Origin of the sequence: Arthrobacter sp. NPDC056727 (genome assembly GCF_042790555.1) — a bacterium.
GTDB lineage: Bacteria > Actinomycetota > Actinomycetes > Actinomycetales > Micrococcaceae > Arthrobacter.
Window position 1 is genome coordinate 150,298 of the sequence record NZ_JBHTZA010000009.1, and the last position, 23,465, is coordinate 173,762.

The following is a 23,465-nucleotide window of genomic DNA, read 5'->3' on the forward strand; positions in this document are numbered from 1 at the left end:
AGTGACCCGCCTCATTCTTGCTTCCCAGTCCCCCGCCCGCACCAAGCTCCTGACTGAGGCCGGCATCGAACACCAGGTCCTCGTGTCCGACGTCGACGAGGACGCCGTCCAGGAACGCTACGGCGTCACGGATCCGCACGACACCGCCCTCCTGTTGGCGCGTGCCAAGGCGGAGGCCGTCGCGTCGCTCCCGGAAGCCGACGGGGCGCTGGTGCTCGGCTGCGATTCGGTTTTTGAGTTCGACGGCGAATCGCACGGCAAGCCGTACACCGTGGACGTGGCCCGGCAGCGGATGCTGCGGATGAGCGGCAGCAGCGGGGTCCTGCACACCGGCCACTGGCTGGTGGACTGCCGCGACACGGACGACGACGGCGGCTCGGGCGCCACACTGGGCAGCGTCGCCTCCGCGGAGGTCCACTTCATGGACATGGAACTCGCCGAGATCGACGCCTACATTGCCACCGGTGAACCGCTCCACTGCGCCGGCTCCTTCACCATCGACGGTTTGGGCGGCGCTTTCATCCGGAAAGTCGACGGCGACCCGCACGCCGTAGTCGGTTTGTCGGTATCCACGCTTCGTTCCCTGCTGGCCCAGGCGAACGTGAGCATCACCGAGTTCTGGCAAGACCTGCCCGACTCGGCAAATCCCGGGGAGTTGTAGCTTCCCTACAAAGGCCGGGCCTCTTACACGCGGATTCCGCCAGTAATATCGGCGGAATCCTCAAAATCAGGCTAGGCTCCCTGAAGGAAAGAAGGAGACGCCTTGTCAGTAAAGCCGGAGCAGTCCGCAGGTCCAGTGCATTCAAAACTCACCAAGGTTCTGATCGCGAACCGCGGTGAAATCGCCGTCCGCATCATCCGTGCGGCCCGGGACGAGGGCATCGCCTCCGTCGCCGTCTACGCCGATCCGGACCGGGATGCCCTCCACGTCCGGCTCGCCGACGAAGCATACGCCCTGGGCGGCAACACGGCAGCCGAGTCCTACCTCGTGATGGACAAACTGATCGACGTGGCCCGCCAGTCCGGCGCTGATGCCATCCACCCCGGCTATGGCTTCCTCGCCGAGAACGCCGAGTTCGCGGCCAAGGTCATCGACGCCGGCATCACCTGGATCGGCCCCTCACCGGAAGCCATCTCCGCCCTCGGCGACAAGGTCCAGGCCCGCCACATCGCCGAGAAGGTGGGCGCCCCGCAGGTGCCCGGCACCGCCGACCCCGTTGAGTCCGCCGAGGAGATCCTCGAATTCGCGGACAAGTTCGGCCTGCCCGTGGCCATCAAGGCCGCCTTCGGCGGCGGCGGGCGCGGCATCAAGGTGGCCCGCACCCGCGAGGAAATCCCCGAACTCTTCGATTCCGCTGTCCGCGAGGCCACCGCAGCCTTCGGCCGCGGCGAATGCTTCATCGAGCGGTTCCTCGATGCCCCCCGCCACGTCGAGACGCAGTGCCTCGCCGACGCGCACGGCAACGTCGTCGTCGTCTCCACCCGCGACTGCTCACTCCAGCGCCGCAACCAGAAGCTCGTGGAGGAGGCCCCCGCCCCCTTCCTGACGGAGGAGCAGAACCGCCGCCTCTACGAGTCGTCCAAGGCCATCCTGAAGGAGGCCGGCTACCTGGGCGCCGGAACCTGCGAGTTCCTCGTCGGCCAGGACGGCACCATCTCCTTCCTCGAGGTGAACACCCGCCTGCAGGTGGAGCACTGCGTCTCCGAGGAAGTGACCGGCATCGACCTGGTCCGCGAGCAGTTCCGCCTGGCCCGCGGCGAAGAGCTGGGCTACGGCGACCCCGAGGTCCGCGGCCACTCCTTCGAGTTCCGCATCACCGGCGAGGATCCGGGCCGCAACTTCATGCCCGCACCGGGCACCATCAGCACCCTGAAGAACCCCACCGGGCCCGGCGTCCGCATCGACTCCGGCGTCGAAGAGGGCGACGTCATCAGCGGCAACTTCGACTCGATGCTGTCCAAGCTGATCGTCACCGGAGCGAACCGCCCGCAGGCCCTGCAGCGTGCCCGCCGCGCCCTCGAGGAGATGGTGGTGGAGGGCATCCCCACGGTCATCCCCTTCGACCTGGCCGTGGTCAGCCACCCGGCGTTCGCACCCGCCGAGGGACCGTTCGGCGTCCACACCCGCTGGATCGAGACCGAGTTCGTCAACGACCTTCCTGCGTGGACGCCCAACGGCGCCGCGCCGGAGGGTGAGGAAGCCGGCGAGCGCCGCACCGTGGTGGTGGAAGTGGGCGGCAAGCGCCTGGAGGTAGCCCTGCCGGCCAGCCTTGGCTTCAGCGGGAACGCGGCGGCCGGCGCGAAGCCCGCGAAGTCCAAGAAGCGCAGCCGCACCGGCGGCGCCACCGCCGCTGCCGGCGGCAACGCGCTGACCTCGCCCATGCAGGGAACCATCGTTAAGGTGGCCGTGGCCGACGGCGACGTCGTCGCCGAAGGTGATCTCGTCGTCGTACTTGAGGCGATGAAGATGGAACAGCCGCTCACCGCACACCGCGCCGGGACCATTACCGGGCTGTCCGCCGCGGCGGGCCAGACGGTCGCTGCCGGCGCCGTGATCGCGACGATCGAAGACTAAGTCACGGCTAAGCAGCAGCAACAGAGCATGAAAATGCCCGGTGTGAATCACACCGGGCATTTTCGTTTAAGCGGAAGGCTAAGGGTCAGGCCACGTTGTTCTCGTAGTCCGTGTCCCTGGTTTCCCGGGTGAGCCACAGCGCTATGAAGGTCAGCACCGCAGCCCCCGCCATGTAGACGCCGACGAGCCAGGTGCTGCCGCCGGCTGCCTGCCACAGGGCGATGGCGATGAACGACGCCGGGGCGGCTCCGATGACGCTGGACAGGTTGTACGCGACAGCCGAGCCGGTGTACCGCACGTTGGACGGGAACAGCTCCGGCAGGATCGCAGCCATCGGGCCGAAGGTGAGGCCCATCAGCGTGAAGCCGACAATGAGGCCGACGATTGCCGCGCCCGGGCCGGGGCCGAACATGGTGAACCACAGCGCGCCGAACACGAAGATGCCTGCGGTGACGCCCATGAGGAACTTGCGGCGGCCCCACTTCTCGGCCAGCGGGCCGGACACGAGGGTGAAGATGCCAAAGAAGACGACGCCGAGGATCAGCATCCAGAGGAAGTCACCGCGGGAAACGCCCAGGCCGGGAACGAAGTTGGCGATCTCGGCGGCGGACATCGGTTTGCCTGCCTTTTCGGCGGCGGCCTGCGCGGCCTCAACGGAGGCGGGCTTGGTGCCGTAGGTCAGGGTGAATGAGGTCATGATGTAGAACAGCACGTACGTAGCCAGCATGATGAAGGTGCCTGCCAGCACCGGGCGCCAGTGGCTCTTGAAGGTGGCGGCGAAGGGGACCTTGGCCACCTTGTCCTCCTTCAGGACCTTCTGGAAGGAGACACTTTCCACGAGCTTCAGCCGGACATAGAGTCCCACGATCACGAGGACGGCGCTGAGCAGGAACGGCACGCGCCAGCCCCAGGCGGTGAACTCCTCGGGAGTGAGGGCGGCGTTGAACCAGATGAAGAGCAGGTTGGCCAGGATGAAGCCGATGGGGGCGCCGAGCTGCGGGAACGTTCCGTAGACGGCGCGCTTGCCCTGGGGTGCGTTCTCGGTGGCCAGGAGCGCCGCGCCGGACCACTCACCGCCCAGCGCCAGGCCCTGGGCGAAGCGCAGCAGTACCAGCAGCAGCGGCGCAAGGACCGTCCAGCCGGCAACGGTGGCGGTGGGGAGCAGCCCGATGAAGAAAGTGGCCAGGCCCATCGTGAGCAGGGAGGCCACCAGGGTGCCCTTGCGGCCGAACTTGTCGCCGAAGTGCCCGAACAGGACCGAGCCGATGGGCCGGGCAATGAACGCGACGCCGAAGATGGCGAAGGAGCTCAGGAGGGCGTTGATTTCGGTGGCTTGCGGGAAGAACAGCTTCGGGAAAACCAGCACCGATGCGGTGGCGTAGATGTAGAAGTCGTAGAACTCGATCGTTGTTCCGATGAGGCTGGCAAAGATCACTTTGCCCTTGGAGTTCACCGGTTTGGCGGTGCCATGTTCCGTTGATGTTGCAGGCGATGACATGTGGGGACGCTTTCATGAGAACCGGGCGGGACTCCGCGCGGAAGCCCCTCCAAACATAGGGATAAGACAGAGTTCTATCTTAGTTCCCGCCGTCCACGTAACGGACAAGCGGTCCAGAATACGGACTTTTCTGGTTGTCTCACCATGAGGTCGTCCAGCAAGCCTAACGCCGCCCGAGGCGGGCTGATAGGCAAATGTCACAGCACGTTAACAAAGGGCGACCGTCTGCGAAACGCGCCATCCCTACCTTGGAAGGACAACATTCCCCCAAGGAGGTATACCGTGACTGCTGACCGCACCGCAGACGCCGGAACCCACAATTCCCTCGATCTTGCCGCCGCCACCACTGCCGATGCACCCGCCCTTGAAGAGCGTCCCGGACGCTGGATCGCCAACTGGGACGCCGAGAACAAGCACCAGTGGGACTCCCAGGGCCGCTCCATCGCCCGCCGCAACCTCAACTGGTCCATCTTCGCCGAATTCCTCGGCTTCGTCGTCTGGCAGCTGTGGTCCATCGTCGTGGTCCAGCTCCCCGCCGCCGGGTTCACGTTCAGCACCTCCGAAATCTTCTGGCTCATCTCCATGCCGAGCCTCGTCGGAGCCACGCTGCGCATTCCGTACACGTTCATGGTCCCGCGCTTCGGCGGCCGGAACTGGACCATCGTCTCCGCCCTGCTGCTGCTGATCCCCACGATCGGCCTGGCCCTGTGCGTCTCCAATCCGGAAACCCCGTTCGGCGCCATGCTGTTTGTGGCCGCCCTCGCAGGCTTCGGCGGCGGCAACTTCGCCAGCTCCATGGCCAACATCACGTTCTTCTACCCCGCACGGGAAAAGGGCTGGGCCCTGGGCTTGAACGCCGCCGGCGGTAACCTCGGCGCAGCCGTGGCACAGCTCGCCGTCCCCATTGCCATCACGCTGCTGGCCGCCGGCACCGTCAACCTCCCCATGGCCGGCCTCATGTGGGTTCCGCTGATCCTGCTGGCAGCCTTCGGAGCCTACAAGTACATGAACAACCTCACGAGCGCCAAGGGCGACGTGGCCGGATCCCTGGCAGCCATCAAGGAACCCCACCTGTGGGTCATGGCGCTGCTCTACATCGGAACGTTTGGCTCCTTCATCGGCTTCGCCGGCGTTTTCCCGAAGCTCATCAAGGACTACTTCCCGGCGTTCTCCTCAATCCACGTCGGCGCGGTGGCTCTCTCCCTGGCCTTCCTCGGCCCGCTGGTCGGTTCGCTGGCCCGCCCCTACGGCGGCCGCATGGCTGACCGCATGGGCGGGGCCCGGATGACCGTAACGGCCTTTGCCTCGATGGCCGTTATCACGCTGACCATGATCTGGACCCTGCCGCTGAAGAACTTCTGGCTCTTCCTGGTCCTGTTCCTGATGCTGTTCACGGCCAGCGGCTTCGGAAACGGCGCCACCTACCGCATGATCCCGGTCATCTTTGCAACGTCCAGCCGCGCGGCCCGCTCCGGAGCCAGCTCGGTGCAGACCCAGCGCCTTGCGTCCTCGGCCCTCGGCCTGATCTCCGCCATCGGCGCTTACGGCGGGTTCGTCATCCCGCAGGTGCTCAACGCCTCCAACACCGCCAGCGGCTCCTACACCCCGGCTTTCTACGGCTTCGTCGGAGCGTACGCCCTGATGCTCACCGTCTGCTGGTTCTTCTACATCCGCAACGCCAACCGAAACGCGATGGGACACGTCTAACATGACCAAAAGCGCCGACACGCACTGCCCTTACTGCGCTTTGCAGTGCGCCATGACGCTCAAGTCCCCTGCGGCCCAGGCCGCAACGGGCCTGGCCCCGGCTGTCCAGCCGGGGCCAGGCCCCGTGCCCGCCCCGCCGGCACAGACCGGGGCAGCCCTGAACGGGCCCGCCCTCAAGGTCAGCGGACGGGACTTCCCCACCAACCGCGGCGGCCTCTGCCGCAAGGGATGGACGTCCGCCTCGCTCCTGCAGCACCCCGGACGCGTCACCGAACCCATGTTCAAAGGGCCCGACGGCGTCTTCCGCCCCATCTCCTGGGACGAGGCCCTGGGCCGCGTCACCGCCGCCGTCAAGGATGCCCGTGCCAGATACGGCGCGGACTCCGTCGGCGTTTTCGGCGGCGGCGGCCTCACCAATGAAAAGGCGTACCAGCTGGGCAAATTCGCCCGCCTCGCGCTGGGCACCTCGCGGATCGACTACAACGGCCGGTTCTGCATGTCGTCCGCCGCGGCCGCCGGCATGCGCGCCTTCGGCCTGGACCGCGGGCTGCCGTTCCCGCTGGAGGCGCTGGATACGGCCAGCACCATCCTGATGCTCGGCTCCAACGTCGCCGAGACCATGCCGCCCTTCGTCCAGCACCTGCAGGGCGTCCGCGACGCCGGCGGCCTCATCGTGGTGGACCCGCGGCGCTCCGCCACCGCTGCGTTTACCTCCGACGGCGGCGGCATCCACCTGCAGCCCCTTCCCGGCACGGACCTCACCCTTCTGCTGGGCCTCTCCCACGTGGTGATCCACGAAGGCCTCCTCGACGACGAGTACATCCAGGCACGCACCGCCGGCTTCGACGGGGTGGTCCGGTCCGTCAACGCCTACTGGCCCGAACGGGTCCAGTCCGTCACCGGCGTACCCGCCGAGCTGATCCGCGAGACGGCCCGCCGGCTGGCCGGCGGAGCACGCCGCGGCGGCAGCTACATCCTGACCGGACGCGGCGTTGAGCAGCACGTGGACGGCACGGACACCGCCACGGCGGCCATCAACCTGAGCCTCCTGCTGGGCCTGCCCGGCAGCGCCCGCAGCGGCTACGGCACGCTCACCGGCCAGGGCAACGGCCAGGGCGGCCGGGAGCACGGCCAGAAGGCCGACCAGCTGCCCGGCTACCGCAAGATCACCGATCCCGCCGCACGCGCGCACATGGCGAAGGTCTGGGACGTTCCCGAGTCGCTCATTCCGGGCCCCGGCCTGCCGGCCGTGCAGCTGCTCAAGTCACTGGGGCAGCCCGACGGCGTCCGGTGCCTTTTTGTGCACGCCTCCAACATCGCCGTCGCGTCGCCGGATGCCAATGCCGTCATCCGCGGGCTCCGCAGCCTGGATTTCCTGGTGGTCTGCGACTTCTTCATGTCCGAGACCGCCGCCGAGGCCGACCTCGTCCTGCCGGTGCTGCAGTGGGCCGAGGAGGAAGGCACGCTGACCAACCTCGAAGGCCGCGTGCTCCGCCGCCGGCAGGCGATCCAGCCGCCCGCCGGCGCCCGCAGCGAGCTGTGGATCATGGCACGGCTGGCCGAGCTGCTTGACGCGCCGTCCACTTACAGCGACGACCCGGAGACGGTCTTCGAGGAACTGCGCCGGGCATCCGCCGGCGGGGCGGCCGACTACTCCGGCATCGACTACGCCATGCTCGACGGCGGTGCAGCCGCCTACTGGCCCTACCCCGCCGGCAGCACCGGCACCCCCCGCATGTTCCTGGACGCGTTCGCCCACCCGGACGGCAAGGCGGTCATGACCCCGGTGGCGCCCCGCCGCCGTCGTACTCCCACAGCCAACCCCGGCCGGGACATCACCTCCCCGGCCGCCAGGCCCATGACCCTCATCACCGGCCGGCTGCTGGAGCACTACCAGTCAGGCGCCCAGACGCGGCGGGTGGCCGAGCTCCTGGCATCGCAGCCCGAAGCCCGCATGCAGATCCATCCGGCCGCCGCCGCGGCCATGGGCATCACGGACGGTGCAGAGGTTTCGGTGGCCAATGAGCGCGGTGAAGTGGTCTGCCGTGCCGAGCTCAGCACCGCCATCCGCCCCGAGACCGTCTTCCTGCCGTTCCACTTTCCCGAACTGGAAAGCGCGAACCGGCTGACGGAGGCGGCCACGGATCCCATCTCGGGGATGCCCGAATTCAAGTTCAACAAGGTGTGGGTCCGGCTGGCAGCCGACACCCCGGTCAGCAGCGTTCTTCAGACATCGGAGGCCTCATGAGCGAGCAGATTGTAATTGTCGGATTCGGTCCGGTGGCCGCGCGGCTGGTCGACGAACTGATGCCGGCGCTGCGCGCCGGACAGGTGCGGCTGACGGTCATCGGCCAGGAAAGCGAGGCCGCCTATAACCGCGTGCTGGTGGCCGACCTTGGCGTGGGCCGCACCACCGCCGGGGCGCTGGCCCTCGCCGACGCGGCAGCACTGGTGGCCGGCGGCGTGGACGTCCGGCTGGGCGTGACGGTCAGGCGCGTGGACCGCGCACGGCAGTCTGTCATCCTTTCCGACGGCACGTCGGCACACTACGACCGCCTGGTCTTCGCCACCGGTTCCCGGCCCGTGATCCCCAACCTCACGGGGCTGAACCCGGACCCCGCCGCTCCCGTCCTCCCGCCGGGGGTCACCGCACTCCGCGACCTCCGCGACGCCGAGGTGCTCCGCACGGCCGTGGCAGGCCGCAAGCGCGTGGTGGTGCTGGGCGGCGGCGTGCTGGGGCTTGAGACGGCCCTCGCGGCCGCCGAGGAAGGCGCCACGGTCACGGTGGTGCACAACGGCCCCCACCCGCTGGGCCGCAACATCGACCGTGGCGGCGGCGCCGTCCTGGCCGCGAGCCTGCGCAGCTGCGGCGTCCGGGTGGCTGGAAACGCCCGTTCCACGGGCATCGAGCACAACGGCCCCGACGGCGGGTTCTCGGCCCTGCTGCTCGACGACGGATCGGCGATCGACGGCGACCTGCTGGTCCTCTCCTGCGGCGTCCGCCCGCGCATCGAGCTCGCCGAGGGCTGCGGCCTCTCCACCGGGACGGGCATCCTGGTGGACCACCGGCTGCGCGCCCACCACGAGCCGCACATCTTCGCCATCGGTGACTGCGCCGAGGTCCGCTGCCCGGATCCCGCCTGCATCGAATGCCGCACCGCGCGGGGACCGTCAGGCCTGGTGGGCCCCGGCTGGCGGCAGGCCGAATGGCTCGCCGAATACCTGCTGCTGCTGTCCGAGGGTGCCGCGGAGGACGCAGACTCACTGCCCCCGCTCCCCCAGGAAAAGCCCGGCGTGATCGTGCTGAAGGCCCGCGGCATGAACATGGCCGTGGCCGGGGACAACTCCGCGGAACCGTGGGATGAGGAAGTCCTGACAGCCGGCGCCGTCAACGGCCGCCCGCGCCTGCAGATCGCCCAGTGGGCCGACCCCGAGCACGGGCGCTACGTGAAGATGACCACCCGCGGCGGAGTGCTGGAGGGCCTGGTCAGCGTGGGCATGCCGCGAACCGCCGGAGAGCTGGTGCAGCTCTTCGAACGCGGCGCCGAACTGCCCGCTGACCGTTCCCTGCTCCTGCGCCTCGACGGACCCGACCAGCTGGCCGCCGGTCCTTCCAACGACCCCGAGAGCACCGTGTGCCGGTGCGCGGGCGTCAGCGGCGGCAAGATTGCCGAGGCTGTTGCAGGCGGCTGCTCCACCGTGGCGGAGGTTTCTGCCGCCACCCGTGCGGGCACCGGCTGCGGCGGCTGCCACGAGGACATCAAGGGACTGATCGAGAAGCATTTTCAGGGAGCCGCCGCCTGAGGTTGCTGCCGCTTGACGGGGTCCGGGACGTGGCCCTGGGCTGCCGCGTCACACAAATCGGGCATGCCGCCCCTGGCCGGTAGCATCGGGATCATGAATGCCGACGAAGACGACGACATCACCGAAGAACTGCTGGCCGACGCCGAAAAGCTCACCGGGCTGAGCCTTGAGCTGCTGGGTCTGGACCCGCACCCCGACGACATGACCGCCGAGCAGCGGCTCCAGTTCGCCCCCGAGGATCTGGCCGAGATGGGGGTCGAGGATCCAGAAGAGCGGGAGCGGTCCGCGCGGCAGACCCGGCTGCTGGCGGGCCTGCTGTGGAATTCGTCCAGCATCCTCATTGACCAGTTGTTCCGCGACCTTGGCACCCTGCACGAACTGGAAACGGTCACCCCCGGGGCCATCGCCGGAACGTCGGTGCTGTCCTCGCTGCCCCCGCAGTTCGCTTCCAGCTATGACGCAAAGTTCACGCAGCGGTTCATCGTGGTGGCATCGGACGTCACCGCGTCCCTGGCCCGCGGCTGGACCGCCCCCGGCTGCCTTGCAGGCGAACTCGCGGTCCATTGCCTGCTGGACCAGGCCCGGATCACTGAGGACATCTACGAGCTTGACCTCCCCGACGACTGGCGGGCCATCGTTGAGGAAGTCCTGCTGGAAGACGCCGACTCGGAGACCCTGTACGCAGAAGGTACGGGCGACGCGGACAGCGGAAAACTGGACGTCCGGCACTGGTTCGAGCCCTTCGCGCCCGGCGACGCCGTTCCCCCGTACGCCTGCTCCTAAGCCGCCGGACGTCTGCCGCAGGGATCAACGGCGGCTACTTGGCCCCGCGGCCAGCTTCCGTGGCCGTGATGTTGAAGGACCCGTCCAGCTTCACCGTTGCCCGCGAGCCGTCCGCCTTCGTGATGTGGGCTTCGTAGACCGCACCCTCGGCGTCGGTTTCCACCCGGTGGACCGTCGCGCCGGGGTTGGCCGCCAGCACCGCGTTCTTCACGCGGGTGGCGGTGCTTCCGGTCAGCTGCTGCTCGGTAATCCCGTTGGCCTGGTGGGCGCCGTTCGCTGAGTCTGTGCCGGACTGGCTTCCCGCGCTGGTGGACGAGGCAATGAGGGGATAACCCATGGCGAGGTAGGCGCCGCCGCCGACGAGCGCCGCGACGAGGGCAGTGTTGATTGCGGCTTTCTGAACAGAGGTTTTTTGAACGGTGATCATGGCATGCTCCTGGCTTCCGCGGTCCGACCGTTCGGAAGAAAATCTCCGCATAGCAGACCGCTGGTGGGTCGGTCTGTCGGAAGCCCGGTGCCGCCAATCCCGGGGATCGACAGTTCGAATTTTACCCAGCCCTGAAGGTGCCGCCTAGGAGAAGCGTGCCATTCACAGGAAGCGGTCGCCGCCTACATGTGGACGTGCAGGCGGCGGGCAGCCTCGGAAATGGAGCCGCTCAGCGACGGGTACACAGTGAAGGTGCTGGCGACGTCGTCGACGTGAAGTTTCTGCTTCACCGCGAGGGAGATGGCGAAAATCAGCTCCGACGCGTTGGCGCCCACCACCACGCCGCCGATCACGGTGCCCGATCCCTTGCGGGCGAAGATCTTGACGAAGCCGTCCTTGACGTTGCGCATCTTGGCACGGGCGTTGCTCTGCAGGGAAAGCTTGATGATGTCGCCCTGGTACTTGCCCGACTCGATCTCCGCTTCGGACACGCCCACCGAGGCGATTTCGGGCGACGTGAAGATGTTGGACGCCACCTGGTGCAGCTTGATGGGAGTCACCTGGTCGCCCAGGAAGTGGGCGATCGCGATCCGGCCCTGCATGGCGGCGACGGAGGCGAGCGCCAGGACACCGGTGCAGTCACCGGCAGCGTAGATGTTCGGGGCGGTGGTGCGGGAGACGCCGTCCACCTTGATGTGGCCGCTTTCGGTCAGCGCCACGCCGGCTTCCTCCAGGCCGATGCCCGCGGTGTTGGGAATGGAGCCCACGCACACCAGGCAGTGGCTGCCGGTGACCTTGGAGCCGTCACCGAGGGTGACCACCACGCCGTCGTCGGTCCGTTCCACCGTCTCGGCGCGCGAACGGGACAGCACCCGCACGCCGCGGCGTTCGAAGACGTCCTCCAGCACCTCGGCGGCGTCGGTGTCGGACCCCGGAAGCACGCGGTCGCGGCTGGAGATCAGGGTGACCTTGGAGCCGAGGCCGTTGTAGGCGGAGGCGAACTCGGCGCCGGTCACGCCGGAGCCCACCACGATCAGTTCCTCCGGCAGTTCGTCCAGGTTGTAGATCTGCGCCCAGTTCAGGATCCGCTCGCCGTCCGGCCGTGCCGTGGGCAGCTCCCGCGGGTGCGCCCCGACGGTCAGCAGGATGGCGTCAGCCTCGACGGTTTCGGTGCCGTCTGCGGTCAGGACTTCGATGGTGTGGTTGTCCACGAGCTTCCCGGAGCCGTTCAGGATCCGGACGTTCTGGTGCTCCAGGCCGGTCTGGATGTCGAGGGACTGCTGGCGGGCGAGGCCGAGCAGGCGGTCGTTGATGTGCTTGAGGTCGGCGCGCATGACGGGAACGAAGTCCCCGCCGTCGACGTCGAACTTGACCCCCAGCTCTCCGGCACCACTGACGCGGGTCATCAGGTCCGACGTCGCGATCAGCGTCTTGGACGGCACGACGTCGGTCAGCACCGCTGAGCCGCCGAGGCCGGCGCGCTCGATGATGGTGACAACGGCTCCCAGCGAGGCGGCCACCATGGCGGCTTCATAACCACCCGGACCTCCGCCGAGAATTGCGATTCGGGGGGCGCTGAAATCAGGATGCATAGTCACAATCGACCATTGTCCCGCATCCTGCGCCGGACCACCAACCGCCAGAGGGCGGCCGTGGCGCCCGCCAGGGCGCGTTTCTGCTGCCCGGGCCGGGCCGGGCACGGTAGCTTGGACCGGGTGAGCACAACAGAATTCCTGAACACGGATCCCTTCGAAGCAGCCCGCACGGCCGCGGACTACATCGCGGCGGAGACCGGCGTCGAGGCGCACGACACCGCCCTGGTCCTGGGCTCAGGCTGGGCTGAGGCCGCCGACCTCATCGGCGAGACCACCGCGACGCTGGCGGCGTCGGAGGTCCCCGGCTTTTCCGCCCCGGCCGTAGCGGGGCACGTGGGCACGATCCGTTCCGTGCTCACCCGGGAAGGCAAACGCGCCCTGGTGCTCGGCGCCCGCACCCACTACTACGAAGGCAAAGGCGTCCGGGCCGTGGTGCACGGCGTCCGCACTGCGGCCGCCGCCGGCTGCAGGACGCTTGTGGTCACCAACGGCTGCGGGGGTCTCAATGAGGACTGGGCACCCGGCACCCCCGTGCTCATCAAAGATCACATAAACCTCACCGCGACGTCCCCGCTCGAGGGCGCCACCTTCGTGGACCTGACAGATCTGTACTCGTCGCGGATCCGGAACCTGGCCCGCGAGGTGGACCCGTCGCTGAATGAAGGTGTCTACGCCCAGTTCACCGGCCCGCACTACGAGACGCCCGCCGAGGTGCAGTACGCCAAGCGGATCGGCGCCGACCTGGTGGGCATGTCGACGGCGCTGGAGGCCATCGCTGCCCGGCACGCCGGCATGGAGGTCTTCGGCATCTCGCTCGTCACCAACCTCGCGGCAGGCATCAGCCCCACGCCGCTGAGCCATGAGGAAGTGCTCGAAGCCGGACATGCGGCGGGGCCGCGCATCTCCAAGCTGCTGGCGGAAATCATCAGCCGGCTCTAGTTGTCATGCCCGGCCTTGGTTGGCCTGCCCCCACTAGTCCCGCCCGCCGTTTGGGGCGAGGAGCTGGGCCAGCGAGCTCGCGCGCGCATCGGGGAACCGCCGCTCAAGGGACTGGGCGATGCCTGCCACGGTCTGCCGCGCCAGTTCGGTCCGCCACGCCAGCTCCGCCTGGCGCATGGACTGCGAAATGACGCAGCTCCGGACGTAGTCCTCGTCCGCGTCGCCGCCGGGGCAGTTCCCCAGGATCCCGTCGCAGCGGAACGCCAGGTCCCGGCCTTCGATGGCCAGCACTACGTCCAGCACCGAGATCCGGTCAGGCCGGCGCGCCAGCTGAAACCCTCCCCTGGGGCCGGACACCGACTGCAGGACGCCGGCACGCACCAGGCTCTGCAGCTGCTTGTTGAGGTAGGCCGGGGGCAAATCATAGAGTTCGGCCAGCCGGCCGCTGCTGATGGATTCCCCGGCAGGTGCCCACGCCATGTTGACGCAGCAGTGAAGCGCCCACTCCACCCCCTGGTTCAACTTCACAACCCAGACGCTACGTGTCCAGAATTTTCGCTGTCAAGGAACGTTCCGGCCGCTGCCAAGCGGGGAGGTTATGACCGTTCCGCACCCCGGCCCGGCACCGCTCCGCCGCATTTTGACGATAGTTTGGTTTCCATGACGTCCTCCGAAGCCGATCTGCAGCTGCTCAACGACGCCCGCGCGTGGGCCGCCCAGGATCCCGATCCCCGGACCGCGGCCACGCTGACCGAACTCGTGAAACTCACCGAGGCCGGCACGCCCGCCGCCCGGCAGGACCTTGAAGACAGCTTCCGGGGAACGCTGCAGTTCGGAACGGCAGGCCTGCGCGCCGCGCTGGGGCCGGGGCCCAACCGGATGAACCGCGTCGTAGTCCGCCGCGCAGCGGCGGGCTTCGCCACTTTCCTGCTCCGCGCGGTGGCGGAGGCCGCGCCCGGAACACGGCCACGCGCCGTCGTCGGCTATGACGCCCGCTACAACTCCGACATTTTCGCGACGGAGACAGCGGCGGTATTCACCGCCGCCGGGATCGAGACGTTCCTGATGCCCGCCGCCCTGCCGACGCCGCTGCTGGCGTATGCGGTCCGGGCACTGGAGTGCGACGGCGGGGTGATGGTCACAGCCAGCCACAACCCGCCGCAGGACAACGGTTACAAGGTGTACCTCGGCCGGCACGCGGTGGAGGAAAGCGGCCGGGGTGCGCAGATCGTGGCGCCGTACGATGCACTCATCGCCGACGAGATCAGCAAGGTGGGCGACCTTGCCTCGATCCCGCTGGCCCAGGACGGCTGGACGGTCCTGGACGGCGGGATCGTCCAGGACTACGAGGCGGCCGCGGCGGGGCTGGCCGACCGCGGACTCTTCCCAGCCCGGGACCTGAAGATCGTCCTGACGCCGCTGCACGGCGTGGGCGGAACAACCGCCGTCTCCGTGCTCCGGGCAGCCGGGTTCACCGATGTGACACTGGTCAGCGAGCAGGCGGAGCCGGACCCGGACTTCCCCACCGTCAGTTTTCCCAACCCCGAGGAACCGGGCGCCCTGGACCTGGCGCTGGGGGCGGCGATGCAGGCAGACGCGGACATCGTCCTGGCCAACGACCCCGACGCCGACCGTGCCGCGGTGGCCGCGAAGGACCCGGACACGGGTGCGTGGCGGATGCTGCGCGGCGATGAGGTGGGCGCCCTGCTGGGGGCGCATGTGGTGGCGCGGCTGGCAGCGTCCGGAGCGGAAGCGGACGGCGTGTTCGCCAATTCGGTTGTTTCGTCGCGGCTGTTGTCCCGCATCGCCGCGGCCGCGGGGTACGCGCATGAGGAAACGCTGACCGGGTTCAAGTGGATCTCCCGGGTGCCCGGCCTCGTCTACGGCTATGAGGAGGCGCTGGGCTACTGTGTTGCGCCGGACCGGGTCCGCGACAAGGACGGGTTGTCGGCTGCTGTGCTCATCGCGGAACTCGCGGCCGCAGCCAAGGCCGAGGGCAAAACGATCTTCGACACCTTGGACGAGCTGTACCTGGTCCACGGGCTCCACGCGAGTGACCAGCTGAACATCCGCGTCGGGGACCTCGGTCTGCTGGATGCCATGATGAACCGGCTGCGCGTGAACCCGCCCGAATCGTTCGGCGGTTCGGCCGTGGAGTCATTCGTGGATCTGGCCGAAGGCAGCGACCAGCTGCCTCCGACCGACGGGCTGCTGTATGTGACCCGTGACCTCAGCCGCGTGATCATCCGGCCGAGCGGCACGGAGCCCAAACTCAAGTGCTACCTGGAGGTCATCCGGAGCGTCGGGTCCGCAGCCGAGCTGCCCGAAGCCCGGCTGGCGGCCAGGGCCGCGCTGGACCAGGTGCTTACCGACGTGCGGGAAGCCCTGGGGCTTTAGACGCAGGCCTTTAGAGCTCGACCTCGATGACGCCGTCGACGATGCGCGTGGCGAACGTGGCAAGGCGCAGTTGCCCGTTGCCGAAGCACTCGCCCGTCTCCAGGTCGTAGACCTCCTTGTGCAGCGGCGAGGCGATGGTGGGCCGGATGCCTCGTGAGCCGAGGATGCCCCGTGCCATGACGAACGCGCCGGTGGCGGGGTCCTCCTGGGCTACGGCGAAAACCTCACCGGGGGCCGTGCGGAACAGGGCCACCTGCCGGCCGGCCACGAGTGCCGCCTCGCCCCAGGCCAGTTCCAGGTCCTCCACCGCGCAGACGCGGTGCCAGCCTGCGTACCCGGTGGCGAGATCCTCAAGTTCCAGTGTTGCCGTCATGTCCGGCTCCTCTCCCTTTTTGCGTGCTTTCCGGCGGCGGGCCGGTCCTGCGAGGCGTGTCATTGTGCCTGCTGTAGCCGCCGCTGCGGCCGTATACCCAAGCTAGGGCGGAGGTGTTTCGACGGGGTGCAGTCAATGTGTCGGGTACGTAAAAGACAACTCACATGGCCCGAAACAAGCCCGTGATGCAGAAGTTAAGATCACGAAACAAATGGGAAACTGAAGCGAAACTGCGCCTCCCTAGGCTGAATGCACAAGCTGCAGAGCACCGTCTGCGGCCCAGCGAAAGGCCCACAGTGACCGAACAGACTTCAACCTCATCGACTCCGCGCCGCATTGTGGTCGCCGGCGGCGGCCCTGCAGCCCACCGTTTTGCCGATGCCATGCATGCCCGCGGCCTCGAAGGCTGGCAGGTAACTGTTCTGACCGAGGAAGCCCACCTGCCCTATGACCGCGTTGCCCTCAGCAAGGCCCTCACGGACAGCACCGTTGACCTGACGCTGGGTACGGCTTCCATGTGGGACCACGAATCCCTCACCCTGCAGACCGGCGAGCGCGTGGTGAACATCGACACCGCGGCCAAGTCCGTCGAAACCGCCGCCGGCAACACCTACGAATACGACGAACTGGTGGTTGCCACCGGTTCCGACGCCGCCCGGCTCCCGCTGCCGGGCGCCGAGCGGGTGCACGTCTACCGCACGCTCGAAGATGTCTGGGCCATCAACCAGTCCATCGCCGAGCTCACCGAAAAGCTCGGCCGCAAGGTCAACGCGGTCACCATCGGCGGCGGCCTCCTGGGCCTCGAATCCGCTGCCGGCACCGAACAGCTCGGCGCCACGCCCGTCGTCATCAACGGCGCCCCCTGGCTCATGAACACCCAGCTCGACGAAGGCGCCGGGCAGGCGCTGGGCCGCCTCATCGAGGCCAAGGGATTCGAAGTCCACGGCGGTGTGTTCCCGTCCGAAATCCAGGCGGACGACGACGGCCAGGTCACCGGCGTGCTGATGGCCGACGGCCGCACCATCCCGGCCGACATCGTCATTGTGGCGATCGGCGTCAAGCCGCGCGACGAGCTCTTCCGCGCTGCCGAAGGCGAAGAGTCCCTGTTTGACCTTGGCCCCCGCGGCGGTGTGGTCATCAACGATTACTGCGCCACCCAGGTGCCCGGCATCTGGGCCATCGGTGAGGTCGCGAACTTCGAAGGCATGTGCCTGGGCCTGGTGGCCCCGGCCAATACCATGGCCGAAATCGTGGCCGACCGCCTGCACGGCGGAGACGCCACCTTCCCCGGCTTCGACACCGCCACCAAGCTGAAGCTCTCCGGCGTGGACGTGGCCAGCTTCGGGGACGCCTTTGCCCGGACCGAGCACGCCCTGGAAATCGTCTACGCGGACCCCGCCCGCGGCGTCTACCAGAAGATCGTCACCACCGATGATGCAAAGACCCTCCTGGGCGGCATCTTCGTCGGCGATGCCTCACCGTACATGAGCCTTCGCCCGCTCCTGGGCCGCGAGCTTCCAGCCGAGCCCGGCGCGTTCCTCAGCGCTGCAGGCGGCGGGGAAGCCCCCGAGACCGAGCTGCCGGACGACGCCATCCTCTGCTCGTGCAACAACGTCACCGCGGGAACCATCCGCGACGCCGTTAATGCCTGCGGCGCGTGCGACGGGAACGCCCCCGTCCAGGAACTCGGCGAACTCAAGGGCTGCACCCGTGCCGGAACCAGCTGTGGTTCCTGCGTGCCGATGCTGAAGAAGCTGCTGGAAACCGAACTGACCAAGTCCGGCGTCGAGGTTTCCAAGGCCCTGTGCGAGCACATCGAACTGTCCCGCCAAGAACTGTTTGACGCCATCCGCGTCCTGGAACTGACCTCCTTCGAGGAGATCATGGCCAAGTACGGCACCGGCGCCGGCTGCGACATCTGCAAGCCGACCATCGGCAACATCCTGGCCAGCCAGAACAGCGCTTACGTCCTCGACGCCGGCCGCGGCACGCTGCAGGACACCAACGACCGCGCGCTGGCCAACATGCAGAAGGACGGCACCTACTCGGTGGTCCCGCGCATCGCCGGCGGCGAGATCACCCCGAAGAAGCTCGGCGTGATTGCCGCCGTGGCCGAAAAGTACAACCTGTACACCAAGATCACCGGCGGCCAGCGCATCGACATGTTCGGTGCCCGGCTGGAGCAGCTGCCCGAAATCTGGAAGGAGCTGGTGGACGCCGGCTTCGAATCCGGCCAGGCCTACGGCAAGAGCCTGCGCACGGTGAAGTCCTGCGTCGGTTCCACCTGGTGCCGCTTCGGCGTCCAGGACTCGGTGGCCATGGCCATCCAGCTGGAGCTCCGCTACCGTGGCCTCCGCAGCCCGCATAAGCTCAAGATGGGCGTCTCCGGCTGTGCCCGTGAGTGCGCCGAGGCCCGCGGCAAGGACGTCGGCGTCATCGCCACCGCCGACGGCTGGAACCTGTACGTCGGCGGCAACGGCGGTGCCACCCCGGCCCACGCCCAGCTGCTGGCCAAGGACCTCGACGACGAGACCCTGATCAAGTACATCGACCGCTACTTCATGTACTACATCCGCACCGCCGACAGGCTGCAGCGCACCGCCCGCTGGCAGGAGGAGCTCGACGGCGGCATCAAGCACGTCGAGGACGTCGTGGTGCATGACACCCTGGGCATCGCCGAGGACCTCGAGGCCGCCATGGCCAAGCACGTCGACACCTACATCGACGAGTGGGCCGACACCCTGAAGGACCCCGAGCGCCTGCGCCGTTTCCGCTCCTTCGTCAATGCCCCCGACCAGAAGGACGATTCCATCACCTTCGTCCCGGACGAGCGCGGCCAGATGCGCCCCGCCACGGCTGAGGAAAAAGGCAAGGTGCTGATCGGGGCCTCCATCCCGGTAAGGCCCTCCTCCCCGGAACTGCTGGACACGAACGAGGTATAGGCATGCAGCTCAGCATTGATCTCACCGGCCGCGAAGTCCTGGTCACCGGCTCGGAGTTCGCCGCCCGCCAGGCCGTCCGCCGCTACGAGGCAGCCGGCGCCGTCATCTCCCGCCTCAGCACGCCGCAGGGTGCCGGACACGACGGTCCGCTGCCCGAGCGCCCGTTCCTCGTCGCGGCGGTCGACGACGGCCAGCCCGGCTGGGAGCCGCTGCTGGACCGCTGCCGCGCCGCCGGCATTCCGGTGGCGGCCGAACCGGCCGCCGGCCGGGCCGGACACGTCACCCTGGTCGGCGGCGGCCCGGGCACGGGCGAGCTGCTGACGGTGGCGGCCGTCAAGGCCCTGCGGGATGCCGACGTCGTCTTCTACGACCGGCTGGCCCCGTACCAGGAACTGGCGTCCCTCACTTCTGCCGAACTGGTCGACGTCGGAAAGCGCCCGGGACACCACAAGGTGAGCCAGGGCGACATCGAGAAGCTCATGGTCGCTTCCGCACTGGAAGGCAATAACGTGGTCCGCCTCAAGGGCGGCGACCCGTACGTCTTCGGCCGCGGTGGCGAGGAAGTTGCCTCCTGCGTTGCCGCGGGCGTTCCGGTCCGCGTCATTTCCGGCGTGACCAGCGCCATTTCCGTTCCGGCTGCCGCCGGCATCCCCGTGACGCACCGTGAAGTCAGCCACATGTTCACCGTGGTGTCCGGCCACGCGCCGCTCACGGAGAAGGAACTGACGCACCTGGCCGGCCTCGGCGGGACCATCGTGGTGCTGATGGGCATCGGCACGCTGCACCACCTCGCCGCGGGCCTCCGCCGCGCCGGGATGCGCACCGACATGCCCATGGCCGTGGTGGAGCGCGGCTACCGGCCGGGCCAGAAGACCACCATCGCGGAACTGGGCACCATCGCCACGGCCGCCGCCGGCTGCAGCAACCCCGCCGTCCTGGTGATCGGCGAGGTGGTGCGGGTGGCTGAGGCCAACCGAGGGCATGCCGAGGCCGAGGCGGAACTCGACCGTCTGGCGGCCTCGCTGCTGGGTTCGTGATAGGCATGAACACGATGAATGCACTCGCCCCCACTGAAGCACCCCCTGCCGAGACCGCGGTCACAGAGACAGCTCCGGACGCAGCCACCGAGGCCCCGCTGGAGGGCTTCCGGATCGGCGTGACGTCGCACCGCCGTTCGCGTGACCTCATCGAGGCGCTGGAACGCCGCGGCGCCGAGGTCCTGCACGCCCCGGCGCTGAAGATCGCCCCGGTGAACGAGGACATCAGCCTCATCGAGGACACCAAGGCGATCATCGCGGCCAAGCCCGATCTGTGCATCGCCACCACCGCGTACGGCATGCGCCGCTGGTGCGAGGCGGCGGACGCCTCGGGGATCGGCGAGGAGCTGCTGGAAACCCTGGGTGCCTGCCGGATGTTCGTCCGCGGACCCAAGGCCCGCGGTGCCGTGCGCGCCGCCGGCCTGGCCGACGTCGGAATCAGCAGCGACGAGACCACGGCGACGCTCGTGGACATGCTCCTGGCCGAGGGCGTGCGCGGCAAGACCGTGGCCGTGCAGCTGCATGGCTATACGGACGTCCGCCAGCTGGAACGGCTGCGGATGTCCGGCGCCACCGTCCTGACCGTCACGCCGTACCGCTGGGTGAAGCCCGATGGCGCTGACCGGCTCCCCCGCCTCATCGAGGCTGCCTGCAGCGGCAACCTGGACGTGCTCACCTTCACGAGCGCCCCGGCCGTGGACGCCATGTGGAGCACGGCGCACGAGATGGGACTGTACAAGCAGCTCGTGGAGAGCCTCAAGACCACGGTGACCACCGCCGTCGTCGGTCCGGTCACCGCGCAGCCGCTGCTGGACGCCGGCATCACGCCGCTGGTGCCCGAGCGGTTCCGGATGGGCGCGCTGATCCGCCTGGTGTGCGAGCACCTCGCGCTGAACCATGTGCGCCGCCTGGACACCCGCTCCGGAAACGTGGAACTGCGCGGCCGGTCGCTGCGCATTGACGGCGAACCGGTAGAGATCGCCCCGGCCCCGCTGCTGCTGCTCCGTGCGCTCCTCGGCGCCGGCGGCGCGGTCCTGTCCCGGGAGTCCCTCTCGGAGCTCCTGGAACTGCGCGGCTCGGTGCACGCGCTGGACATGACGGTCAGCCGGCTCCGCTCGTCCCTGCCGGACGGCAAGCTAGTGGAAACCGTGGTGAAGCGCGGCTACCGCATCCGCGTCTAGCGGCCGGTGTGATGCGAAATACAAAGGGAGTTTTTGTACAGATATCGCGCCCTAAACCACGTTTTGGGGCCATTATCTGTACAAAAACTCCCTTTTGTTGCCGGGCGGTAAAAAGCAGCGAACGGCCGGGGACAATTCCGCAACGGCAGGGAAACACCCGCGAAAAACACTCCCCTTAGGCTGGGTCCCATCAGCACAACAGGGCCCCTGACCGGCCCGCCTGGTGCAGCATTCGAAAGGGCCAGCACATGTCCGCTCCGGCACAGTTTCCGTCCACCGCCACCGCTTCCGCCAAAATCCTCATCGCCGGTGCAGGCCCCGCCGCCCGGGCCCTCGTGGCCCAGCTGGCCGCAGCCCGGTTCGCCGGCACCGTCACAGTCCTGAGCAGCCGGGACGACGCACCCGGGGACCTGCTGGAACTGGCCGCCCTGCCCTTCGTCTCCGTGCGTTTCGGCCAGCCCGCCAGCCACATCGACGCCGCGGCCCGGGTGGTCACCACCACCGACGGCATGGAGTTTGGCTACGACGAGCTGGTCATCGCCACCGGATCGGCCCCGGTGGACTCCCCTGTGGACGGCTCGGGCCGCTGCCTGAGCTACTCCACCATCGACGACGCCGACACGATCGGCCGCGCCGTCAAGGAAGTCACCCGGGTCCTCGGCCGCCGGCCGCTGGGCATCCTGGTGGGCACCGGTCCCGCAGCCGGCCAGGCCGAAGCCGTGCTCCGCGCCCGCGGCGTCCGGCCCGTCCGCACCACCGCCCGGCCCGCCGCCGTCGTGCCCACGCTTGCCGGCTCCGTGCTGCCGGCCGCCGGCGTCGTGTTCGAGGACGGCAGCCGGATGAACGGCGACCTCGTGGTCCTCGCCGAGGACCGCACGCCCCGCGACGGCCTGGCCGCCGCCGCCGGCGTGAAGACGGCGGCGTCCGGAGGGATCGTCGTCGGCCGTGACTTCCGCTCGTCCGTCCCGGGCATCTGGGCCATCGGGGATGCGGCAGCGTTCGACGGCGTGCGGCTGGGCCTGCTGGTGGCGTCAGGATCCGCTGCCGGCGCCTGCGCGGCCGAACTCATGGCGGCGCTTTCCGTGGGCCAGCTGGCCACGGCCGCGTAGCGCTCCTGCTGTGGCAGGATGGTTCGCAAGGACGCCGCACCCTGGGCCTACGGCCTGGAAAGGACCATCATGAGCCACGAAGCAAGCGCCCCCACGGGCACCGCGACAAGCCCCGCAGTATCCCCCGGCGAGCATGCCGGCGCGCCGGGCATCGCTTCGTTCATCGACCACACGCTGCTGAAGCCGGAGGCCAGCGAGGCGGACATCCTCAAGGTGTGCGCCGAGGCCGCCGAGTACAAATTCAAGTCGGTGTGCGTGAACCCGGTGTGGGTCAAGACGGTCAAGACCGCCCTCAAGGGAACCGGCGTGCTCACGTGTTCCGTGGTGGGTTTCCCGCTGGGCGCCACGCCCAGCGACGTGAAGGCGTTCGAAGCGCGCGGGGCGGTGCTGGACGGTGCCGATGAAGTGGACATGGTCATCGACATCGCCGCGGCCAGGGCCTCGGACAAAGGCGCGCTGGTGGACGATATCAGCGCCGTCGCCGAGGCCGTGCACGCCGGGGAGGCGATCCTCAAGGTCATCATCGAAACAGCCCTGCTCAGCGATGACCAGAAGGTCCTGGCGTGTGAAGCGGCCGTGGAGGCCGGCGCCGACTTCGTCAAGACCTCAACGGGCTTCAACGGCGGCGGCGCCACCGTGGAGGACGTCGCCCTTCTGCGGCGCACCGTAGGCCCGGACCTGGGCGTCAAGGCGTCGGGCGGCGTGCGGTCCCTCGAGGACGCACAGGCTATGATTGCTGCAGGTGCAACACGTATTGGCGCCAGCTCCGGTATTGCAATCGTCAAGGGCGAACAGGGTTCGTCTGCGTACTGACCGGCGGCAGCCACAGTTTGAGCCCCGCGGGGCCGAGGAGGAATGAATGTCCAGCAAGATTGACCAGCAGGTAAAGACGCCGCAGAACGAGAACACCCTGGCCGGCAGCATCGTCCTCTTCGTGGTGATCATGGCCCTGTTCCTGGGCTCCATCTACTCGCTGTCCTTCCTGACCCTGGGCAACCCGTGGCCGATGGCTGTTTGCCTCGGCCTGTTCGCCCTCGCATTCTGGATCCCGCAGACCATCACCGGCCGCTCGGACAGCGCCGGCGAATACTAAACGCC

General features: G+C 68.4%; 19 protein-coding genes. 14 read left to right on the forward strand and 5 right to left on the reverse strand.

Going from position 1 to position 23,465, the window contains the following annotated elements; all coding sequences use genetic code 11:
• Window position 1 precedes the first annotated feature (1 nt).
• Together ACFRAH_RS11440 and ACFRAH_RS11445 are read left to right on the forward strand one after the other, a co-directional pair.
• The gene (locus ACFRAH_RS11440; RefSeq protein WP_377990993.1) at window positions 2-661 is read left to right on the forward strand and encodes a Maf family protein; all 660 of its coding nucleotides are present in this window, start codon (window positions 2-4) and stop codon (window positions 659-661) included.
• A gap of 102 nt (window positions 662-763) precedes the next feature.
• Window positions 764-2,575 (forward strand): acetyl/propionyl/methylcrotonyl-CoA carboxylase subunit alpha, encoded by a 1,812-nt coding sequence (locus ACFRAH_RS11445; protein WP_377990994.1) that lies wholly within the window; start codon window positions 764-766, stop codon window positions 2,573-2,575.
• 85 nt (window positions 2,576-2,660) lie between these two features.
• Here the strand turns inward: ACFRAH_RS11445 and ACFRAH_RS11450 are convergent, their stop codons facing one another.
• The gene (locus ACFRAH_RS11450) at window positions 2,661-4,073 is read right to left on the reverse strand and encodes an MFS transporter (RefSeq protein ID WP_377990995.1); all 1,413 of its coding nucleotides are present in this window, start codon (window positions 4,071-4,073) and stop codon (window positions 2,661-2,663) included.
• Window positions 4,074-4,355: 282 nt separating this feature from the next.
• Between ACFRAH_RS11450 and ACFRAH_RS11455 the strand changes: the two genes are divergently transcribed.
• From ACFRAH_RS11455 to ACFRAH_RS11470, 4 genes are all read left to right on the forward strand, one after another.
• On the forward strand, window positions 4,356-5,780 hold the full coding sequence (locus ACFRAH_RS11455) for an MFS transporter (RefSeq protein WP_377990996.1): 1,425 nt from the start codon (window positions 4,356-4,358) through the stop codon (window positions 5,778-5,780).
• A 1-nt stretch (window position 5,781) separates the two neighbouring features.
• Window positions 5,782-8,028, forward strand: coding sequence for a molybdopterin oxidoreductase family protein (locus tag ACFRAH_RS11460; RefSeq protein WP_377990997.1), 2,247 nt, complete (start codon window positions 5,782-5,784; stop codon window positions 8,026-8,028).
• Window positions 8,025-9,584 (forward strand): FAD-dependent oxidoreductase, encoded by a 1,560-nt coding sequence (locus ACFRAH_RS11465; protein ID WP_377990998.1) that lies wholly within the window; start codon window positions 8,025-8,027, stop codon window positions 9,582-9,584. Before ACFRAH_RS11460 ends, ACFRAH_RS11465 begins: the two co-directional genes overlap by 4 nt.
• A 93-nt stretch (window positions 9,585-9,677) precedes the next feature.
• A complete protein-coding gene (locus ACFRAH_RS11470) occupies window positions 9,678-10,367 on the forward strand; it encodes a hypothetical protein (RefSeq protein WP_377990999.1) in 690 nt (229 codons plus the stop codon).
• Between the two features lie 34 nt (window positions 10,368-10,401).
• On the opposite strand, the gene ACFRAH_RS11475 is transcribed toward ACFRAH_RS11470, so the two are convergent.
• Window positions 10,402-10,794 carry a hypothetical protein gene (locus ACFRAH_RS11475; RefSeq protein WP_377991000.1) on the reverse strand — a complete coding sequence of 131 codons (393 nt, stop codon included), beginning with the start codon at window positions 10,792-10,794 and terminating at the stop codon, window positions 10,402-10,404.
• 182 nt (window positions 10,795-10,976) lie between these two features.
• On the reverse strand, window positions 10,977-12,392 hold the full coding sequence (locus tag ACFRAH_RS11480) for an NAD(P)H-quinone dehydrogenase (RefSeq protein WP_377991001.1): 1,416 nt from the start codon (window positions 12,390-12,392) through the stop codon (window positions 10,977-10,979).
• 117 nt (window positions 12,393-12,509) lie between these two features.
• Here ACFRAH_RS11480 and ACFRAH_RS11485 point away from each other — a divergent pair, with 117 nt between their 5' ends.
• Window positions 12,510-13,328, forward strand: coding sequence for a purine-nucleoside phosphorylase (locus ACFRAH_RS11485; RefSeq protein ID WP_377991002.1), 819 nt, complete (start codon window positions 12,510-12,512; stop codon window positions 13,326-13,328).
• 33 nt (window positions 13,329-13,361) lie between these two features.
• On the opposite strand, the gene ACFRAH_RS11490 is transcribed toward ACFRAH_RS11485, so the two are convergent.
• Window positions 13,362-13,856 carry an RrF2 family transcriptional regulator gene (locus ACFRAH_RS11490; protein ID WP_377991003.1) on the reverse strand — a complete coding sequence of 165 codons (495 nt, stop codon included), beginning with the start codon at window positions 13,854-13,856 and terminating at the stop codon, window positions 13,362-13,364.
• 132 nt (window positions 13,857-13,988) lie between these two features.
• Between ACFRAH_RS11490 and ACFRAH_RS11495 the strand changes: the two genes are divergently transcribed.
• Window positions 13,989-15,725, forward strand: coding sequence for a phospho-sugar mutase (locus tag ACFRAH_RS11495; protein WP_377991004.1), 1,737 nt, complete (start codon window positions 13,989-13,991; stop codon window positions 15,723-15,725).
• A 10-nt stretch (window positions 15,726-15,735) separates the two neighbouring features.
• On the opposite strand, the gene nirD is transcribed toward ACFRAH_RS11495, so the two are convergent.
• Window positions 15,736-16,098, reverse strand: coding sequence for a nitrite reductase small subunit NirD (gene nirD / locus ACFRAH_RS11500; protein WP_377991005.1), 363 nt, complete (start codon window positions 16,096-16,098; stop codon window positions 15,736-15,738).
• Between the two features lie 296 nt (window positions 16,099-16,394).
• Between nirD and nirB the strand changes: the two genes are divergently transcribed.
• The 6 genes from nirB to ACFRAH_RS11530 all read left to right on the forward strand — a co-directional run bounded on the left by nirB (window position 16,395) and on the right by ACFRAH_RS11530 (window position 23,460).
• Complete coding sequence (gene nirB / locus ACFRAH_RS11505) at window positions 16,395-19,040, forward strand: nitrite reductase large subunit NirB (RefSeq protein WP_377991006.1); 2,646 nt, start codon at window positions 16,395-16,397, stop codon at window positions 19,038-19,040.
• Between the two features lie 2 nt (window positions 19,041-19,042).
• Window positions 19,043-20,077: a uroporphyrinogen-III C-methyltransferase gene (cobA, locus tag ACFRAH_RS11510; protein ID WP_377991007.1), complete on the forward strand. Its 1,035-nt coding sequence runs from the start codon at window positions 19,043-19,045 to the stop codon at window positions 20,075-20,077.
• Window positions 20,078-20,091: 14 nt separating this feature from the next.
• Window positions 20,092-21,258 (forward strand): uroporphyrinogen-III synthase, encoded by a 1,167-nt coding sequence (locus ACFRAH_RS11515; RefSeq protein ID WP_377991040.1) that lies wholly within the window; start codon window positions 20,092-20,094, stop codon window positions 21,256-21,258.
• A gap of 248 nt (window positions 21,259-21,506) precedes the next feature.
• A complete protein-coding gene (locus ACFRAH_RS11520) occupies window positions 21,507-22,367 on the forward strand; it encodes an FAD-dependent oxidoreductase (protein ID WP_377991008.1) in 861 nt (286 codons plus the stop codon).
• A 69-nt stretch (window positions 22,368-22,436) separates the two neighbouring features.
• Window positions 22,437-23,180, forward strand: a complete 744-nt coding sequence (gene deoC / locus ACFRAH_RS11525; RefSeq protein WP_377991009.1) for a deoxyribose-phosphate aldolase — start codon at window positions 22,437-22,439, stop codon at window positions 23,178-23,180.
• Window positions 23,181-23,226: 46 nt separating this feature from the next.
• Entirely contained in the window at window positions 23,227-23,460 is a 234-nt protein-coding gene (locus ACFRAH_RS11530) for a hypothetical protein (protein WP_377991010.1), read from the forward strand.
• The last annotated feature ends 5 nt before the right edge of the window (window positions 23,461-23,465 follow it).

What these genes read in the sequence shown, in the direction of transcription:
- ACFRAH_RS11450 (WP_377990995.1), bottom strand. Translation starts at nt 4,073, where the DNA reads ATGTCATCGCCTGCAACATCAACGGAACATGGCACCGCCAAACCGGTG.
- ACFRAH_RS11460 (WP_377990997.1), top strand. Translation starts at nt 5,782, where the DNA reads ATGACCAAAAGCGCCGACACGCACTGCCCTTACTGCGCTTTGCAGTGC.
- ACFRAH_RS11465 (WP_377990998.1), top strand. Translation starts at nt 8,025, where the DNA reads ATGAGCGAGCAGATTGTAATTGTCGGATTCGGTCCGGTGGCCGCGCGG.
- ACFRAH_RS11470 (WP_377990999.1), top strand. Translation starts at nt 9,678, where the DNA reads ATGAATGCCGACGAAGACGACGACATCACCGAAGAACTGCTGGCCGAC.
- ACFRAH_RS11475 (WP_377991000.1), bottom strand. Translation starts at nt 10,794, where the DNA reads ATGATCACCGTTCAAAAAACCTCTGTTCAGAAAGCCGCAATCAACACT.
- ACFRAH_RS11495 (WP_377991004.1), top strand. Translation starts at nt 13,989, where the DNA reads ATGACGTCCTCCGAAGCCGATCTGCAGCTGCTCAACGACGCCCGCGCG.
- nirD (WP_377991005.1), bottom strand. Translation starts at nt 16,098, where the DNA reads ATGACGGCAACACTGGAACTTGAGGATCTCGCCACCGGGTACGCAGGC.
- cobA (WP_377991007.1), top strand. Translation starts at nt 19,043, where the DNA reads ATGCAGCTCAGCATTGATCTCACCGGCCGCGAAGTCCTGGTCACCGGC.
- ACFRAH_RS11515 (WP_377991040.1), top strand. Translation starts at nt 20,092, where the DNA reads ATGAATGCACTCGCCCCCACTGAAGCACCCCCTGCCGAGACCGCGGTC.
- ACFRAH_RS11520 (WP_377991008.1), top strand. Translation starts at nt 21,507, where the DNA reads ATGTCCGCTCCGGCACAGTTTCCGTCCACCGCCACCGCTTCCGCCAAA.
- deoC (WP_377991009.1), top strand. Translation starts at nt 22,437, where the DNA reads ATGAGCCACGAAGCAAGCGCCCCCACGGGCACCGCGACAAGCCCCGCA.
- ACFRAH_RS11530 (WP_377991010.1), top strand. Translation starts at nt 23,227, where the DNA reads ATGTCCAGCAAGATTGACCAGCAGGTAAAGACGCCGCAGAACGAGAAC.